The 17,928-nt window shown below is 47.3% G+C and carries 12 protein-coding genes; 4 read left to right on the top strand and 8 right to left on the bottom strand.

Going from position 1 to position 17,928, the window contains the following annotated elements; translation table 11 throughout:
* The first annotated feature begins 117 nt into the window (after window positions 1-117).
* The 3 genes from AC58UX_RS04180 to AC58UX_RS04170 are packed head-to-tail and all read left to right on the top strand — an operon-like array spanning window position 118 to window position 3,820.
* Window positions 118-1,206 carry a GerAB/ArcD/ProY family transporter gene (locus AC58UX_RS04180; protein ID WP_497249828.1) on the top strand — a complete coding sequence of 363 codons (1,089 nt, stop codon included), beginning with the start codon at window positions 118-120 and terminating at the stop codon, window positions 1,204-1,206.
* Complete coding sequence (locus AC58UX_RS04175) at window positions 1,203-2,675, top strand: spore germination protein (RefSeq protein WP_497249827.1); 1,473 nt, start codon at window positions 1,203-1,205, stop codon at window positions 2,673-2,675. The genes AC58UX_RS04180 and AC58UX_RS04175 overlap by 4 nt, the downstream gene beginning before the upstream one ends.
* Before the next feature lie 2 nt (window positions 2,676-2,677).
* The gene (locus AC58UX_RS04170) at window positions 2,678-3,820 is read left to right on the top strand and encodes a Ger(x)C family spore germination protein (protein WP_497250062.1); all 1,143 of its coding nucleotides are present in this window, start codon (window positions 2,678-2,680) and stop codon (window positions 3,818-3,820) included.
* 242 nt (window positions 3,821-4,062) lie between these two features.
* Here AC58UX_RS04170 and AC58UX_RS04165 read toward each other — a convergent pair whose 3' ends face one another.
* From AC58UX_RS04165 to AC58UX_RS04145, 5 genes are all read right to left on the bottom strand, one after another.
* On the bottom strand, window positions 4,063-5,085 hold the full coding sequence (locus tag AC58UX_RS04165; protein ID WP_497249826.1) for a hypothetical protein: 1,023 nt from the start codon (window positions 5,083-5,085) through the stop codon (window positions 4,063-4,065).
* A 27-nt stretch (window positions 5,086-5,112) separates the two neighbouring features.
* Window positions 5,113-5,796 carry an RNA polymerase sigma factor gene (locus tag AC58UX_RS04160; RefSeq protein ID WP_497249825.1) on the bottom strand — a complete coding sequence of 228 codons (684 nt, stop codon included), beginning with the start codon at window positions 5,794-5,796 and terminating at the stop codon, window positions 5,113-5,115.
* Window positions 5,797-6,111: 315 nt separating this feature from the next.
* Complete coding sequence (locus AC58UX_RS04155; protein WP_497249824.1) at window positions 6,112-7,776, bottom strand: FAD-binding dehydrogenase; 1,665 nt, start codon at window positions 7,774-7,776, stop codon at window positions 6,112-6,114.
* A gap of 124 nt (window positions 7,777-7,900) precedes the next feature.
* Window positions 7,901-9,634 carry an AAA family ATPase gene (locus AC58UX_RS04150; RefSeq protein WP_497249823.1) on the bottom strand — a complete coding sequence of 578 codons (1,734 nt, stop codon included), beginning with the start codon at window positions 9,632-9,634 and terminating at the stop codon, window positions 7,901-7,903.
* A gap of 90 nt (window positions 9,635-9,724) precedes the next feature.
* Complete coding sequence (locus AC58UX_RS04145; RefSeq protein ID WP_497249822.1) at window positions 9,725-10,015, bottom strand: hypothetical protein; 291 nt, start codon at window positions 10,013-10,015, stop codon at window positions 9,725-9,727.
* Between the two features lie 454 nt (window positions 10,016-10,469).
* Here AC58UX_RS04145 and AC58UX_RS04140 point away from each other — a divergent pair, with 454 nt between their 5' ends.
* Window positions 10,470-12,635: an S-layer homology domain-containing protein gene (locus AC58UX_RS04140; protein WP_497249821.1), complete on the top strand. Its 2,166-nt coding sequence runs from the start codon at window positions 10,470-10,472 to the stop codon at window positions 12,633-12,635.
* Between the two features lie 308 nt (window positions 12,636-12,943).
* Here the strand turns inward: AC58UX_RS04140 and AC58UX_RS04135 are convergent, their stop codons facing one another.
* From AC58UX_RS04135 to AC58UX_RS04125, 3 genes are all read right to left on the bottom strand, one after another.
* The gene (locus AC58UX_RS04135; RefSeq protein WP_497249820.1) at window positions 12,944-14,050 is read right to left on the bottom strand and encodes a rhamnogalacturonan acetylesterase; all 1,107 of its coding nucleotides are present in this window, start codon (window positions 14,048-14,050) and stop codon (window positions 12,944-12,946) included.
* 19 nt (window positions 14,051-14,069) lie between these two features.
* Window positions 14,070-15,266, bottom strand: a complete 1,197-nt coding sequence (locus AC58UX_RS04130) for an FG-GAP-like repeat-containing protein (RefSeq protein ID WP_497250060.1) — start codon at window positions 15,264-15,266, stop codon at window positions 14,070-14,072.
* 84 nt (window positions 15,267-15,350) lie between these two features.
* The gene (locus AC58UX_RS04125) at window positions 15,351-17,918 is read right to left on the bottom strand and encodes an exo-rhamnogalacturonan lyase family protein (protein ID WP_497249819.1); all 2,568 of its coding nucleotides are present in this window, start codon (window positions 17,916-17,918) and stop codon (window positions 15,351-15,353) included.
* Between the last annotated feature and the right edge of the window lie 10 nt (window positions 17,919-17,928).

Here is a 17,928-nt window from a genome sequence, read left to right as displayed (position 1 = left end):
CCGTCCAATGGAGTGGTTTTTTCGACTATCCAATAACAGGCATTTCAGGGAAATTGTATAAACGCAATGAAAGTTCGACATACTACAGGAACAATTTGCTAAACATCGGAGGTTTAAATGAAAAATGGTTCCATAACGTTTTTGCAAACATGCATGATGTTTATGCTTTCTGTAGGACTGCTGAACCATGTCATTATCATTCCGTTGGTGTTAGATAAAGCACAACGCGACAGCTGGATTTCCGTTTTGCTTGCAGGCGTTTTTTGTATGATTTGGGTTGTTCTGCTTTATTCGGCTATTTCTAAAAATCGAGAGATACGTTTTTTTCATTGGCTAAAGCTTACTTACGGTGCAACAGTATCCTACCTAATGGCAGGAATTGCATGTTTGTACCTCCTTACTTTATCGACGATTACGTTAAAAGATACCGTTACTTGGATCCATCTATCATTCGCAACTAGCACGCCAAAATTAGTTTTAGCAACTGCTTTGTTGCTTGTCTGTGTTTACAATGCTTATAAAGGGATCGAATCTATAGCCAATACAGCCGTAATCTTTTTACCCTTAGTCGTTATTTTGGGATTTTATGTAAGCATTGCCAATCATCCAAACAAGGATTATTCCTTACTTAAGCCATTTTTGGAGCATGGCATGATGCCAGTCTGGCATGGTGTTATTTATGTTGGAGCAGGTCTAATCGAATTATCATTGCTATTATTTATGCAGCATCACATTCGTACTCGCATTTCGTTCATGCCGCTTGTATTTCTAGCCTTGATCCTATTAGGGCTTACAATTGGTCCTCTAATTGGCTCTATCGTCGAATTCGGTCCTGAGCAAGCTTCACATTTGAGGTTCCCCGCTTATGAAGAATGGAGACTCGTGACGATTGGCCATTTTATCGAACACATGGACTTTTTAAGTATTTATCAATGGTTTAGCGGGGCATTCCTGAGAATTTCTTTATCACTTTTTTTGATTATCGATATTCTAAACATAGAGAAACAAGAGAAAAAATTGTTATTTCTTTTCCTCATATGCGCTATCCAGTTAATAACGATTAGTTTGCCCTTTAGCGATCCTAAGTTTATCAATCTGTTAACTGAAATTTTATTACCACTTATATTTTGGGTGATGTCGGGCTATTTCCTAATTGTCATAGGGTTAATTCATTTCGGAAACATATGGAGAAGATTAAAATCATGAACAATACGTTAGATCAGTTGGATTCTATGAATGATGAAACATTACAAACCTTTCGGCAACTGTTCAAAGACTGTAGCGATGTACACACGAATAAGCTGACTGTTCCACAAAAGAATGGAACTTCATCCTCTTTACTCCTGATATATTGTGAGGGGTTGTGCGATGTTAATCGGATTAATGAGTTTTTTATTCCCCACCTGATTGAAATGTATAAAAACCATGTCATTTCCGATGACGCTGAACTCAGGCAGCACCTACCATTTCATCTTACCTTCATACCGCAAGATTTAGATACGGATTTTATCATGAGTAACGTATTTAATGGTGAATTATTAGTTTATTTTTATGACACAGCCTCCTTGTATGCTTGGAATCTGGCCAATGCGCCTCAGAGGAAAACCGAGGAAACGAATGCGGAGATTTCGGTTAAAGGTCCTCGAGATGGTTTTATTGAAGAAACGAAGACTAATGTCGCATTAATTAGAAAAAGATTAAAGACGAACGCGCTGGCAGTTGAAGCGTATACACTCGGTACTCAGACGCAGACGAAAACAATGCTACTATATCTGAAAAATAGCATTAATCCAGTCATAGTAGAGGAGATTCAAGCCAAGCTGGCCAATGTGAAGGTAAAAGGTCTGATTAGCACTACACAACTGGAGGAGCTGTTAGTCGGTAATTCGTTATTCTCGAAGTTTGCGTATACGGGCAGACCCGATTTTGCGGTGAACTCACTCATGCATGGCAGGTTTGTCATTGTGGTTGAAGGTTCTCCAACAGTGCTCATTGGACCTATTAACCTGACCTTTTTGTTTAATACTTCGGAAGATGCCTATACAATTAATTTGTTTGTCATGTTCACACGAACTTTAAGACTATTCGGTATCTTTCTTTCTGTATTTCTTCCTGGATTTTGGATCGCACTGCTTACCTATCATCAGGATCAGCTTCCTTTCACTTTGCTAGGAACAATTGTAATGTCAAGACAAGGTGTTCCGTTGCCGACGACGCTCGAAGCCGTTGTCATGGTTTTACTCTTTGAATTATTTCGTGAAGCGGGCATGCGCTTGCCATCCACGATCGGACAGACGATATCCGTTGTGGGCGGATTGATCGTCGGACAAGCGGCGATTAGTGCGGGAATGACGGCACCAGGCATTCTTGTGGTCGTAGCCATCTCGGTATTAGCGTCGTTTACCATGGTGAATCAAAACATGGTTGGCCTAATTAGTCTGCTGCGATTAGTCATATTGCTGATTTGCGGTCTATTGGGATTGTTTGGATTATTGATATGTATCTTAGCTATCACCATTTATATGGTCAATCTGCAATCCTTTGGCGTTAAATATTTAAGTCCGATTGTTCCGATCAGTTTCCGAGACCTATACAAAATTGTATTCCGCATGCCTTGGGGGAAGAAGGAGGGAGTACCAGACTTTACCCGAAATAACGGAGATGAGCAACCGTGAAGATGATACGGCAATCACTGGTTTTTGGACTAATCTCTCTAATGCTTACTGGATGTTGGGGAGCAAAAGAAATTGAACATCTCGCTTATGTCAATTCGATCGGAATTGATTATGTGAAGGGCAATGTCGTATTTTACACCAAAATGATTAGTTTTACTAATATTGCCAAGAAAGAAGCTGGGGCAGCAGCTAACAAAGAGCTTGTTTCCATTGGCAAGGGTGAAGGAAAGACAGTGGATGCAGCCATCTTTGATCTATACAAAACGGCGCAGCAAAGACTATCCTGGAGTCACGTGAAAACTTTGGTGTTTACAGAAGCAGCGCTGCGACAGGATGTCATTCATAGTATTTTAGACCAAATGGACAGATATTTCGAGTTTCGGTACACCATTTGGACGATGGCAACCCGGGGTTCTATCGAGGATATGTTTAACGTATCCCCTACTCAAAACATGTCTACCCTTTATTCACAATTAAATAACCCGCTTGACCGATATTCTCAAAGCTCGATGGTTGCTCCTCTGTACCTGTACAAATTTGTATGGAAATGGGAGGAAGACGGACAGATCTTGCTCCTTCCAGTACTAAGCGTCAATGAAGCTAGCTGGATAGAGAATAAGAAGTCGTCACCACAGCTTCAACAAGATGGCATATGCGCCATTCAAAATAAAAAATTGACGGAGTGCTTTAAACTTGATGAGATTAAAGGCCTGCGTTGGATGGAGAAGAAAACGGTACGTACCCCTTTAATGCTCCAAGTTGATCAAGAGCCGATAGCGATGATGATCATGTCAAAAATTAAAGCTTCCATCGAACCCAAGCTGTCAGACGGAAAACTAACGTTTCAAATTAAAGTCAAAGCGCAAGGTTCGATAACGGAACAGGAAAAGCCTGCTACAGAGAAAGAACTGATAGATCTCGCAACGAAAGAAATAAGAAGGCAGATACAGAAAACGTATCTGATCGGACTTAAATCAGGCACTGATCTTCTTGGTCTTTCCAATTTGCTCTACCGATCCAACCCTAAGGAATGGCATCGCTTGAAGGAAGATGGGATTTTACCATTAAAGCCCGAATCTTTAGAAGAGATTGATGTGAATGTAGATTTAGTCGATGTCGGCATTGCTAAAATAATTAAAAAATAGCAGTGTTCAGAAGAGTGCGATCCTTTGAATCTAAAAAGCACGCACCGATTAAGTATCGGTGCGCGCTAGCAGCATAGCTTTTTTCAGCTGTCTACTTGACAGGGGTATGACCATTTTTCAGATTTTTTCTTTTTCTACTTTTCGAAATGTTCAAGTAAGTCCTTACCTCACTGGCTCAACATTGACCTATCCATCTGTTCCATTTTCTCCATCCAATAGACTTATTTGTGCTTAAATTCTCCTCAATCAGCCGTCGGCTTCACCCAAATATCCGAATGATACGCCTTCATAAAGTCCAAAAGCTTCTCCAACACCTGTACACCCTTCGTCTCCGCTTCTCTTGCACTTTTTAGTAGTTCAATTGCTCGATCTGCTTGTATGGGATCCTTTGGCTTACCCCCTTCCGGAAAAGGGAACATTTCACGCAAACCGCGTAAAGCTTCTGCCACAGTTGCATAATGAGCCGCGGCCTCAGCTGCTTTGCTTCGTACAGTTCGTTCTACGACATTGCTGCCGTCCCATTTGGTGGTCATTTCCCGAAGGAACTGGCATGCAAAATCTCTCGCATCTGCTGCGACTGCAATGTTGTAAGCATGACCGAACTCATCTGCGTTCCGATTCTCCATGACTTGGATCCATGCATCATACCCTTTTAGCCCCTGCGCGTAACGATCTTTGAAATTAAATGTCCATTCCCGCCCGCGAGCGTGATCCACAATCATATCCAATGCCATGCGTAACATCTCGTACTTCGAGTGTGAAAGGCTATCTTCAATGGTGACTAAAAATAATACTGGAATTTTGGGTCTACCGAAATCTGCATATGAAATGGTGCCTTCCTGGGAGACATCTTTGGCATGAAACAGTTGCTGCTCGTCGTCGTAACCGTAAATCAAGCCGAATTCAGGAATAAATAGATCAAATGCAATAGCCGGATAACCTTTGTCGACAGAGCGCTGGATGAGGGCTATCGTTTGCTCCAACTTTTCAGGAGATACAGGTCTAGAAGCTTCTCCCATATTGCTGGTATAGCCTAAGTTGCATAAGTTCCTGCGAAGAATATAACCGCCAGGAAAAGAGGTCGGACCTGCTACGTTAACTTCGACCGGATCGATATTCAGTCGGAAGGCATGACCCGTGAGCCCCATAACGTCTACAAGTGAGAGATTTTTTTTATCGGTGTAACTGACCGCTCCATATACGGCACTAGCAGCAGAAGTCAATGTCTTCGTCCAATCACGATTAATAAGTTGTTCAGAGATCATATTCTGGTAACCACCTTCATGACAATGTTAGATTGGGGGAGAGGAAAGGATGACACGTTTTGGGAGTCCCAATGTTGCTCGTTTCTGCACATAAGTATTAAGGGAAATACGGATCCGCTCCCTATACACCTTAGATTTGGATCTGGATAAGGTGTTGTAAACGTTGGCAGTCGTCGTTTGAAACATGGATGCGATCTCGACTGGCGTCAATTCGTCAAAAAAATGAGCTTCAAACATCGCTCTTTCACGCTTACCGAGGCATGATAGCAAGTCACGCAGACACTGCAGCATATCCGCTCTTACTAATGAAACCGCTGGATCATCGCGAAACTGTGCTTCTTCCGTTGCTGAGCGAGATAGGTGTAATAAGATTTGATCGATGTCAGTCCAATCGATATCTACAACGTCTCCAGATTTTGGGCTAAAGTGTGAAAATGGTCGTTCCTTACCATAAGGCCCGCCACGTCGCATTTTCATATAAGCCTGATTACGTACGATACGCTGCAGCCAAGGAACAAAGCGCTCCGCATTCATTAAGGTACCAATGTGTAAAAATGCTCTTATGAGTGCTTCTTGCACGATATCTTCGGCCATGCCTTTGTCTTGCGTGATCGTACTTGCCCATCCGAGCGCTTTACTTCGGTGGTAACGAACTAATTCACCAAATGCCTCACGATCACCAGAGCGTGCGCGTTGTACAAGATCTTCCAATGACGTGTCATCCTTTCATGTTCCCTCTACTAGGTTGATGCCAAAGGATATGCCATATCTATCATTTTTGCAAAAAATTTTCTGCAACGGCATCCAATGGGACGCCAACACCCAGTAGTTCGAAATTTCCGAACTAATTACAAGCTCCGTGGCATTTTTGTTCATTTAGTCCTAAAATACCGAACTAAATCGACTATATCCCCCTCCAGCCAAGAAAAAAGGGCAATTAGTTCGGCAAAACCGAACTATTCACCCTTTCTTCCGTGGATTCCGCGTTTTAGTTCGGCAAAATCGAACTAATGGCACAACGCTCATCTACGCTCTCCTTTGCAACTCCCTCGCAACAGCCCGCCCCGCTACACGCCCAGTAAACAAGCAGCCTCCAAGAAAAGTGCCCTCCAGCGCGCGATACCCATGCACTCCGCCGCCGCCGAATCCGCTGGCCTCCCCGGCCGCATACAAACCGGGAATAACTTCACCCGCTTGATTCAGCACGCGGCCAGATAAGTCCGTTTGCAGCCCGCCTAACGTTTTGCGGCTCACGATATTCAATCGCACTGCGATCAGCGGTCCATTCGCAGGGTCCAATATACGATGCGGCTTCGCAACACGAATTAATTTGTCACCAATATAGTTACGAGCGCCTCGGATCGCGGTGATTTGCAGATCTTTGGTAAATTTGTGCGCAATTTCCCGATCTCTTGCCTTGATTTGCCGCTCAATATGGTCATAATCAAGCAATTTTTCCTCTGTCAATGCATTCATGCCAACAATAAGCTCAGCCAATGTTGAAGCAACGACGAAGTCCTCCCCCTTGTCCATAAAAGCTTGCACAGGAGCCATCGCGCCTGGTCGTGCTCTAGCCAACACTTTACGTATACTTTTCCCCGTCAAATCGGGATTCTGTTCGGAGCCTGACAGGGCGAATTCTTTTTCAATGATTTTCTGAGTCAAAATAAACCAGGAATAGTCGTAGCCAGTCTTTTGGATCGCCTCTAACGTGCCTAAGGTATCAAAGCCTGGGAAGTTAGGCGCTGGAAAACGCTGACCACGGGCATCCAACCAAAGCGAGGATGGCCCTGGTAAAATACGAATGCCATGATTCTGCCACACGGGATTCCAATTCTTAATCCCTTCCGTGTAGTGCCACATCCGGTCGCGGTTCACAATCCGGCCTCCGGATTGCTCGGTAATCGCGAGCATGCGGCCATCAACATGCGCCGGCACGCCGGAAAGCATGCGCTTGGGCGCTTCGCCGAGCCGGCTCGGCCAGTATTGGCGAACTAAGTCGTGATTCGCGCCAATACCGCCACTGCTAACGATTACCGCTTGCGCATGGTATTCAAACTCGCCGATCGCCTCGCGTGAGCTCGCCTCCCCGCGTGCCGCCGTGCTTGGCACAAGCACCGAACCGCGAACGCCGGTGATGGCACCGTCGTTTTGAAGCAGCTCGTTCACACGGTGACGAGGCTTATAAACGACCCAGCCCTCTTTCATATACGAGCGAATGCGTTGTTCAAAAGGGGCAACGATGCCCGGCCCCGTTCCCCACACGATGTGGAAGCGAGGGACCGAGTTGCCATGCCCCTCTGCCAGATAGCCGCCACGCTCGGCCCAGCCGACAACCGGAAAAAAGCGTACCCCCATCGCATGCAGCCACTCGCGCTTTTCACCAGCGGCGAACTCGACATAGGCCTCCGCCCACTTGCGGCCCCAGTAGTCCTCATCGTCTTCACGATCAAAGCCTGCCGCCCCCTGCCAATCCTGCCAAGCTAGCTCTTGCGAATCCTGTATACCTAGACGGCGCTGCTCCGGTGAGTTAACGAGAAATAAACCGCCGAATGACCACCAAGCTTGTCCACCAAAAGAAGCTTCTGGTTCTTGATCCAGGAGAAGCACCCTTTTGCCTGCATCCGCAATTTCTGTAGTTGCAACTAAACCTGCGAGACCTGCTCCAACCACAATAGCATCAAATTCCATGATCGAATTCTCCTTTGATTTTATGTATAACTCGTCTGTTTTCGATCTTTACATACAAATTGCCCCCTTCTGAGCACGATAGCCAAAAAGGAGGCAATTCATTCGATGGGAATCTTCTATTTCCTCACGCGTTGAGATCCTCATCCGTATCATCAATGACAGTTAATGGTTTTTCAAGTGAAGTTTTTTTGAGCGGGATCGGCTTTACCTCAATCGCCCTAGGCCGCGAGTCCCCATACAGCTCCGTAAAGATCTCTTCAATTTCATCACCTGTCAAATCTTCACGTTTCAGCAGCTCTTCCGCAATTTTATGAACGAATTCTGTGTAATCCAGCACAAGCTTCTTCACTTCAAGCATCTGCTGTTTCAAAAGTTCATTAATTTGCGGACGCAATGCTTTAAGTCCCTCAACACGAGATCCAACCGCTAGGAAACTGAACAATTCGTCGCCCATCCCGAGCATCCCTATATACGCACCGGCAATTTGGGTGGCATGCTGCAAATCGGACGTAACACCATTTAATTTCTTATGGAGGAATTCATCCTCTACGGCGCGAGCTGCTAAACATACCTGAATCTCTGCCAGCATCTCCGAGTCGCTTCGATTATAACGCTCATGCGTCTCCTTCGTTGCCGAAAGTCCAAGCGCGCCACCACGCCTTACAATCGTCACTTTCCAAACACGTTCATGAGGCTTAAGCAAGAACTGCGCCACCGCATGACCTGCTTCATGATAAGCCACATTCCGCTTCTCATCATCGCGCATCGAGCGAAGCGGTTGTTTAAGTCCCCACTCATACGTTTCCATCGCTGCTCGGAAGTCCTCATAAGTGGCCGCCGGAGCACCACGCTGATGCGCGATCACGACGGACTCATTCACAATGTGCTTGATTTGCGCTGGGCTATATCCAATGGAATCGAGACCCGCTTTTTCCGGGGTCAGCGTTTCGTCCACTTTTACCTTTTTCAGATAGTATTGGAAAATATCCACCCGACCGTCATAGTCAGGAACATCCACCCACAGCTGCCGATCGAAGCGGCCTGGACGAAGCAAGGCAGAATCGAGTACATCCGGCAAGTTAGTGGCTGCTACAGTTAAAACTGGCGGTCGTTCTGCTTTTTTACGGCGTAGACCGAGCGAGCGCAGCATCTTGACAATCTTGGACGTGTCGATGTTCGGTGGGTCCATTTGCAGAAGCAGCTCATTCAGCAAGCCGGAACCGCCGCCCATTCCCATCATACCCATCATCCCGCCACCAGCACCGCCGCCTTGTCGGCTCATCCCGATCGCATCAATCTCATCAATAAAGATGATACAAGCGCCATAAACGCGGGCCAGCTTTCGTGCTTTCTTATAAATTCCCATTACTTTTAAGTTACCTACACCGAAGAACATGTTCTGAAAACTTGGCGCTGATGCGTAAGCAAATGGCACTTGTGCTTCATTGGCAATAACCTGTGCTAAGTATGATTTCCCTGTACCTGGCGGCCCACACAGCAGCAATCCGCGAATCGCTTCGCCGCCCATCTCCTTAAACTCTTTGACACCCTTTAACAGGGTAACAATTCGTTTGGCGTTTTCCACAATCTCAGGATTACCGCGATAATCATCCCACGTAGAGCCCGTCTCCCCAGGCAAAATCCAGTACGTTCGTCCTCTCGCTAAGAACCAGAAGAGTGCTACGAACTGAATAATCATAAAGGCCATAGCCATAACCAGGTTCAACAGTAAGCCGATTATACTAAACGCGACACTCCAATAGGTTGGCCCACCTACCCATAGCACCCCTAAAATCAAGGCGATGGCTGTCAGCCAGAGGATTAACTTTCGCCATCTAATCCATTGATATCTCCTCATGGCTACACTTCCTTCATATGATAAAGTTTGAATATCCCTATGAAAAAAACTAAGTTCTAGACCCTGCATGAAGCAGGGCCTCAGGCAAGATTATTGGAATCTTTTAATGATATCCAGCACATACTTGATCATTACAGCGAGACCGCAAATGAAGTAAAAAATCACCACAATCCATCCTGTAGGATCAAATGCAATCATAGATAATAGAACCGTCAGTGGCAGCACATAGTATAGGACATCTTTCAAATAACCTAGCACGAGTGTGGGACCAAACGAGCCTTCCCAAAAGGATTTGAAGAATGCAATCAGAAAATCAATCAACATGAAGCCGAAAATGCCCCAAAACGTGTAAATTATCCAGCCCTCAATTGTATTTGTCACTTTTCATCACCACCTTCCTACATACTATGCTAGGAATTTGGACGGGTGAATGACCAGTAGACGAGATCAATGAGATTGAAATATTTCATTTCTATTACTTACTTCATTAAGGTTTATTTTCCTTCTCGTTGATGTATGTTTTAAGAAAAATATATTACTTTTTTTTGAAAATAAGACCGAAGTTTACGGCACAATCTTTGAAAATCCTCTTCTATGTAGCCGCGATATCTTGCAAACGCAACCAAATTCAACGTATTCATACGTGGAAACGGCCAAGCTTCTCGCCTATAACTACTTTTAGCCAAACGCAATTGTGTATTTTCCTTTTTTTAACAATCAACACCCAGAAAACTCCATCTGCCTCCGAATTAATGTAGTACGATTATCTACCTCAAGATCACACCGCAGCATGCAATTTTCTACTCATATATTTTATTAAGGAGAGAAGAAAAAGATGAAGCATTCGCGTATGAAAAAACTGCTTGTCCCCACGCTCGCCCTCTCACTTCTGTTGACCACAGGAACAACCGCTTTCGCTCAGAACGGTCGCGACCACAAAGATGACGATCGCAACAACAACTCACGTTGGAGCTCCAACAAACGCCCGCAAGCACCCATTAAATTTGACTTCAAAGATATTAAGGGCAAAGAATTCGATTGGGCTTTAAGCTACATCATGAGTTTAGTTTCTCGGCGCATTTTCGACGGGTATCCAGATGGTACTTTTAAACCGCAAGAAACGGTCACTCGCATCGAAGCGATTACAGCAGCCGTACGCTTAATGGGGCTGCGTGATCAAGCAGAATCCGATGAAGAGAAAGCGACTAAGCTGAATTTCCACGATGCTGCGAGTGTGCCTTCATGGGCCGTCGGCTACGTAGCTGTTGCGCTTGAAAATGATCTATTCGCCGAATCCGATACGAATGTCAATCCGAATCAGCCGGCAGATCGGCTATGGGCAACAACGCTGCTCATCAAAGCTTTGAAGCTTCAGAACGAAGCAGAAGCCAACATGAATGCAAGGCTTCCTTTTTCCGACGCCTCCAGCGTACCTGCCGGATCGGTCGGATATGTCAAGGTCGCCGTTGATAAAGGGCTTGTGAATGGGTTTGAAGATAATACATTCCGTCCGAAACAACTCGTAACTCGCGCTCAAATCGCCGCTCTGTTAGACCGCGCAGGCAATCAATTGCCAGACAGCGTTAACGGGTTAATTTCTGCAACTGTTTTAGCGCCAGTCAGCGGCAATCTGCTTACCGTTCGCAGCAACGGACAAACGCTTAATCTGCTGCTTGATGCCAATGTGTTTATATATCGAAACGGCGCCAAAGTAAGCCCAGCAGCTTTGCAAATCGGTGACGTACTGAAGCTTCGTTCCTACGATAGCAACGTCATTTACATCGAGGTCTCCCAGCCAAGCGGTGGCAACCCGACAACGCCAACTCAGGCTGTTGGTGTGAAAACCGGCATGGTCGCTGCAGCGATCACAGGTAGTACCCTCACCCTTTTAAGCAATGGACAAACGATTTCACTTCCCATCAATTCCAATGTACTTTACTTCCGAAACGGTTCACCTACTACGGCCGCAGGCATCCAAATTGGCGATATCGTGACCACGCGATCCTACAACTACGGCGTCAGCTATGTCGAAGTGACACAATCTGTTGGCACAGGCGGAACACCAACGAATTACGCCTCTGTTGTGACAGGTACGATGGCTTACCCGATTAGCGATAATGTTTTGCTGTTAACGACGAGTACGCAGCTCCAAGGACTTCCGCTGGGCAGTAACGCGATCGTGTACAAGAACGGTGCGTTTACGAATCTTTCTGCGCTGCAGGTCGGGGATGTCCTGACAACTTACAACTACAATAACTCAATCGCTGTCATTGAAGTGACCAAGAGTGTGACACAAGTGACCTCAACAGGTGAAATGACGGGAACGATTACTGGACCAATCAGTAATAACCTGCTTACGCTGACGAGTGGCGGCCAATCCTACAGCCTACAGCTTAACGCCAACACATCCATCTACTTGGATGGCGCTCAAACAACGAGCGGCGTCCTGCTGCCAGGGCAAGTCATTAAGGTGCATTACTATAACGGCGTTGTGCTCCATGCCGAAGTTCTTCAGCGTGCGGATGGCACAGCTGTTACTCAGCCTACCATTGCCCAACTCACTGGCACAATCATCTCGGCTACGAATTCGCTGCTCGTTATTGTGAACGGCAATCAAGCACAAGCCATAGCCTTGAACGACAAAGCATTCGTCTACCGCAGCGGTGTGCAAGTGAGCGGATCCGCGCTGCAGCCAGGAGACGTTGTGAAAATTCGCTCTTATAACAATTCTGCCATTTATACGGAAGTCACCCAGCTCACAAACGGCAACAATCAAAATTTTAGTGTTTCGGGGACATTTAACAGCGTAACCTTTACGAATCAAGGCAAAATTGCCACCATCACCATCAACCAAACTGGCACCAATGGCAGTAACGTGACCACCACGTATAACGTCTCTTCTTCCGTCACCATTACAGGCAACATCTCGAATTTGGTGCAAAATCACGCCATTACCCTGCAAGGCACAGGTGCTGTAATCACGAAGATTACGATTCAATAATCTCAGCACGCTAAAAATGCAAAAAAGCATCCTTTTTCACTGCATGTAGTGCTCAGTTGGAAATAAATGCGAAAGTGCAACTATTTCTACCGACATTTCTCATTTGGGGGCCGAAACGGTCCTCAAAGATGCCTTTTCGCACTCATTTCGCTATTTTCAGCCAATCCTCTCGAAAATAAGTGTACTTTTGCATTTTTGGCGGCGGGAGCAGGGTGCTGGCGCGGTGCAAGTGAAGTGCCTAGTGGGTTGCACCAGCAGGAGCACGACATAAAAAGGAGCTAAGCGCAACAGCGCTTAGCTCCTTTTCACTACCGCAAATACAAGCTGAGCGGCTGCAGCTTCAAATTCTTCAACCCCGCATGAACCAGCTTCGCGATTTCGATCCCGCCTTGCTGCTGGAAATGGGTGTTGTCTTCGACACCATCAGGGAAATTCATGAATTCCCCTGGCGCCAACCACATAAACAGACGTTTGGTTCCCTCTGGTCCTAGCGCTTCAAACAAGGCCTTGCTGCTTGCGGCCAGATCGATCAGCGGCACTTCTTCAGCCGCCGCCAGCTCACGCATCGCAATCAAATAATCGCCGTGCGTATCACGCAGTGTCCCATCCTCTTCGAAGAATCGTCGCTGCACGGACGTGAACAGAATCGGATATGCGCCTCGCTCCCGGGCGCCATCAATATAGATTTTCAACGTTTCCTTGTAGCTGGAAAACGGCTCAGTAAATCTCGCTTCATCGGGCTTCTGGTCATTATGACCGAATTGGATGAGCAAGTAATCATGGGGCTTGATGCGGCCCCAAATCAAATCCAACACACCTTCGCGGATGAAGCTGAGCGAACTGCGGCCGGACAATGCATAATTGGCTACCGCTGCATCTGCTTTGACGAATAGAGGGAGCATTTGTCCCCATCCCGCATACGGATACCCACTCGTTGGTTGGTCGGTGACCGTTGAATCCCCTGCTAAAAACAGCGTACAAGCCGTAGGCACAGGCTCGATTTCCATCGCATTAATACGCGGTGCTCTCCCTGTGAAATTCAGTTTAAGCTGTGCGTCACTAACCCAGATGGAAAAGCTTGTACGAACAAAATGCCCCGCAGATGTACGCTGCTTATGCAGCAACAGTCTTCCTTCACCTGTGGTAATCGTCGTCTCAGTTTCCGCGATCTCATCGCCAAGGAGGATGGTCACGCGATACGTCCCGTCCGGTACATCCACCAGAAAGGAAGTATCCAGTGGTATACAAAAATCTCTGCGCAACGCGCCAGGCTCATCTCGATCCTTGGCATGCACATTTTTCACATTGCTGAAGCCATATCCAACCGATTTCTCATACTCGACTTGCGGAGTAATCTTGGTGTAACCTGACTCTGGTTCCCCTACTCCAAAATCGAACTTCATTACCTGTGTCATCGTAGAATTCCTTTCTGTTTTACAACGGAATTTCTCCGCCTGGATATAAGGTTGAGCTGGACAAGCGTTTAGGCTGCGGCAGTTGTGTACCGGATAGCCCTTCACGCAGTGCAAGCGGCCCGCTCGCATAGATGGCAGCGATGTCATCGTTAAAGATAATGACTTGCTCTGTCCCGCTTCCACATACATCGGCATGCACAGCGTATCCGTTTAGGGGAAATTCAACAACAGCGTTCATCTCGCCATCATACAAAGTTGGATTGACGCCACCGCCTCTTCGATAGGCCAAGATGAGATCGGCGCCATCCACTTCCCAGCCACGAAGCGGCTCAATAATCGTCAGCCAGCCATCCGTCTTCCGATCTTCTTTCCAAATCTCTTGACCCTCGCTGTCTATTAGAAATAAAGCGTCTTTCCCTTTCAAGCCCTTCCCGTCATCCTCCCGCACGAGACGATCCAAGCCTGCTATTTGTAAACCGGGCTTATCGCTACGGAATCTGCCCAAAGCGATATGCTGCGATTCAATTGAACCCTCATAACGCCACAGCTCTTTGCCGAAACGGTCATACATCACCGTCACACTTCCGCCAATTACCAGCTCTGGCTGTCCATCGCCATTCACATCGCCAACCCAAATGCAGTCGGCATGATCCTCGAGATCCTGACAGCTCCACAGCTTCTGACCATCATGGTCCAGCAAATCGTAGCCAGCCATGACTTCGTCCTTGCCATCCCCATCCAAATCATAGACCCATGGGAAGTGACCAGGGTTTCCTTCATGCGTCCATAATAGGTTAAAATGACGATCAAATGCCCACATGGTGTGATAGCGGTCTTTCAGGATAATATCACTGGCATAGTCCCCGCCTGTCAAATTCGCCACGATGATACAATCATGGGCATGCTCGTGCGGCAGCTTATGTGTGGCTTTCACTTCGCCATTCTTTCCGTTCAGGATGAGAAATTGCCCATCCATCACACATAATACTTCTAACTGACCATCGCCGTCGATGTCAGCAATTTGTGCGGGATAGTCCGACCCCGCACTCCCTGCTCCCTCATCTGGCTGTCCTGTCTGCCACAGCAGATTGCCCTCCAAATCATACGCCGTCAGGCACTGCACCTGATGCGGAATATAGCGAACGTCCTGACGATTGTCAGGATGCACTAGCAGCATCTCCATCCGACCGTCACCGTTCAGGTCGCCTAGCAGCATTTTACAGCGCGGACCGGCAGAACGTATATCTACTGTACCTATCAGATAAGGCTTCTTGCTCGTTTGTTCCACAGTCATAACCTCCTATTTATCTTTCGATTGAGGTAGCCAATCCGCGATTAATTCAAGTGCGATGATCGTATTCAATGACCATTGAGCAGCCTCATTCGTGTTCATCCAATCGATCTCTTGCAACGTATCCACATGCGTAACGATGGAAGCCTCCTGCTGAAGATCAACTTTTGCAAACGCGTTTCCGAGCAAAATAGACCAACACTTCTCAGCAGTCTCGTCATCACGCTTATAAAATGCGCCATACGCTGTGATTGCTGCACTTAGCACAGGATGCTCGAAATTTTTCGTAGAAATCTGACCTTGCGTCAGCTTATCTTTCTGTTCCTGTGTTTGGTTATAATACACACCTAGCTCCGCCATCATGTCTTCCCACTCGGGGTCCTTCAGCATGCCAGCAAGCTCGAACCAAACCTGAGGTCCACCCATACAAATGGCCAAATGTCTGCCCCAATTATCGTCACCCAGCGGCGATAGCACGCCTGTTTTGGGATCATAACCATACGTTGGTCCTGAGATCAGCCCATAGTTGGCATCCTTAATACAGTTAATGCCCACCAGGATTTTGTCCCGATACGTTGTATCCTCATAGCGCTCCCACCGGGTCATCCAGTTCGAGCTAAAAGCTGCCCAATCCGGTCCAACTCGGATATGTGTCGGATGCTCATCCTTCGGAAAATACGCGCGCATCGGATCTAAGTTCACTGTCGTGAAATCCGAATCACGCACTTCATCCATGATATCCCCGATACGTTCATCGGCAGTCAAATAATAGAAGTACCGATGAAGGCCTGCCATTCCGATTCGCGCCTCTTTGCAGCCGCAGCCCCAATGCACAACATTGTGCCTCGAACCAAGTCCCGCATATTCGCCAAAATGGTACAGATCCACTTCGCTTGTGTGCCGAGTCATCGCTTCCGCCATGCGGAAAATATCAGCTCGACCTGTGCGGAGGAACATCACCCACAGCCACATATTGGGCGCAAGCTCTGTATTTTGCCAAGCACAGCCGCCTAAATCATAGTTCCACACATGTCTTACAGGGTCATAGCTATGCATGTAATCGCCGAAATCCCAAAAGCCGTACCACTTGCGCTGCTCGACCTCCGCTTGATAAAAGGCGATAATGCCGTCCAGCCGATCTTCCAGCTGCTCTTTCACTTTATGGCTGCGATCCGGCAAGCTCCAATAGCCGAACGCGCCTGACACGTGATAATACGCAGGCTCACAAATGAGCAGCGACGGATGCTGCGTTTCCTCCTGCATGTGCTGCAGCTCCTCAGGAGCTGGCGTTTTACCCGTACACCAGAGCATCAACTCGCTCGTATTCGCGATCCCATAAGGCGTCGCGCGAAGCTCTTCCGCCCCTTCATACGAAGATTCCACATGGGTTTCTGTATCATAATGTCGCAGGTCCATCGGGGTCCCGTCAGGTGACCAGAACCAAATTGTAAAGTCAGCCTCTGACGATGCTGTCCCGTGCACTTCAAAGCTGGAAGGATGCTTCTCCCAAAAGTGACGCAGCCCAACCGCCAAACCACCGCCTTCTCCGCCTACATAGCCAAGTCCGCCAGCCCGCGCGCCATCCGTCACCTTCACCCAGCTGCAGCCCGCCTTCGTCCGCTTCCAAATCCGATAATGCTCAGAGGAATCTTGCACTAGCTTAAAGCTATCCCACGTGGCTGAATCATCCAGCAACCCGAGGAAATAGGCGTCCTCAGCAGGATCAAAATTTGTCAATTCACCATTCGTTTGACGCTCAAATAACTCGCGATATTTCCCTTTTGTTCGACGGGTATGTAAGGTTTTCGGCGACTCACTGAAATAACCGCGATCACCTGCAAACCGAATATGCCGATTGTATTGCGCCCCTCTCATAGGTACTGCAAAGCGGATGCCTAAACCTTTGATGAAATCCTCATGGGGATTGCCATCATAGTGGAAGGTATGCACAAGTTTAATCGTTTCCTGCCCCGCATACACATATAGACGCAGTGTAAAAGGCAACCAAGCTCTAGTACCTGTTGTCGAGCGAAGCCTGCCATCCAGCTTAACGACTGCCCGGATCGGGCCACTCTGTTCAACAACAGCCCGCAAAACTCGGCTTTCGAACGCCTCCTCACGGCTAATGCGAACGCCAGATGCCTCGCTTTGCCCTTCCTTCAGGCAAACCAGCACGCCGCCGCGGCATATCTCCTGACCGTCGCGAACAATACTGCGAAGCCATCGCTTCCCCTTCTTGCCTAACGTACAAATCATGACACCTGTATCCAGCGTGATAGTATCTTCTGTTTCCGTTACGAGAATACGAGAGTCGGAAGCAGCACTTTCTCCTTTTCGAATCGCAAATCCTTCTGATGTGCCAGATGGTACCGTCGCCGCATGAGCTGACCATTTCACACTGCCATCAGGCCAGAAAGCCGTCGGCCAGCTTTGCACCGGTACAGCTTCCTCTCCGTCAGCCGTAGCCAGACGCAAAGATTCCTCACGTCCGAGTTCGCCCTCGCGCCAAGGTATTCCCCAAGTTATCCCTACAGGCTTAGTTGCCTCTTTGTTTAACCAACGCAGCTTAATTGCCATATCCGAAGCC

This window comes from Paenibacillus sp. J22P90, from assembly GCF_059692195.1.
Note: the sequence above shows the minus strand (reverse complement) of the source record. Positions and strands in the feature narration are given on the sequence as shown.